Source organism: Nguyenibacter vanlangensis (genome assembly GCF_013376155.1).
Classification (GTDB): domain Bacteria; phylum Pseudomonadota; class Alphaproteobacteria; order Acetobacterales; family Acetobacteraceae; genus Gluconacetobacter; species Gluconacetobacter vanlangensis.
Map to the genome: position 1 here is coordinate 1 of NZ_JABXXP010000945.1, position 893 is coordinate 893.

Genomic DNA, 893 nt, shown 5'->3' on the forward strand with positions numbered 1-893 from the left:
GGGACGGCCAGCCGGCGAAGCGCCCGGAGCGGGGCCCCGAGAAGGGCGCGGCGAAGGGACCGGCGCGCAAGCTGTCCTATAAGGACCAGTTGGCCCTTGACCGCCTTCCGGGGCAGATCGCCGCGCTGGAAGCGGACATCACCCGGCTGCGCGCCGTCCTGTCCGATGCCGGGCTCTATGCCCGCGATCCGCAGGCGTTTACCGACGCGACCACGAAGCTGGACCGTGCCGAGACCGAACTGACGGCCGCCGAGGAACGGTGGCTGGAACTGGAAATGCTGCGCGAGGCGCTGGGATCGTCCTGACCGTCAGGGTACGGTTGGGCGGCCGGCGCGTTATCGGTCCCCGGACAAATGGCTGAAGGATTCCATGCCATGCCGACCGCCACCCCATCCGCCCTGGCTCGCGAGGTGATCGGCCCCTGCCCCAGGAACTCACCGCCCCTGGCGCGCGCCGAGGCCGAAACATTGCTGGCGCAGGTGCCCAACTGGACGCTGTCCCCCGACGGGACGGTTTTGCTGCGCGATTTCACCCTGCCGGACTTCGCCGGCGCCTATGCGCTGGTCGAGCGGATCGCCGCCCTGGCCGAAGCGGCCGACCATCATCCGGACATCGCCTTCGGCTGGGGCTATGTGCGGTTGTCGCTGCAGACCCACGCGATCGGCGGCCTGCATCGCAACGATTTCATCATGGCGGCACGGATCGAGACCCTGCCGCATTGATGGTCCGGCCCCTTGATTCCGCCGGCAGGGAGATGCCAGGCGGTCTGGACGGGAGGTCAGGACGGGCGGATCAGGACATGCGGACCAGGCCCGATCGTTCCATCCGTTCGCGGGCGGCGCGGATCCCGCCGGTCACCGCCAGGGCGGCGGCCAGGGCGCGGCGTCCGGCCT

Annotated in this window: 1 protein-coding gene and 1 pseudogene; both read left to right on the forward strand. The window is 70.2% G+C overall.

From position 1 onward, the window contains the following. Positions 1 to 305, forward strand: a pseudogene (locus tag HUK84_RS20350) (ABC transporter ATP-binding protein); the annotation flags it as partial. 69 nt (positions 306 to 374) lie between these two features. Continuing rightward, positions 375 to 722: a 4a-hydroxytetrahydrobiopterin dehydratase gene (locus HUK84_RS20355; protein WP_176641816.1), complete on the forward strand. Its 348-nt coding sequence runs from the start codon at positions 375 to 377 to the stop codon at positions 720 to 722. Positions 723 to 893: the final 171 nt, after the last annotated feature.

Excerpts from the sequence above, each read along its gene's own strand:
- HUK84_RS20355 (WP_176641816.1), top strand. The coding sequence starts at position 375 with ATGCCGACCGCCACCCCATCCGCCCTGGCTCGCGAGGTGATCGGCCCC.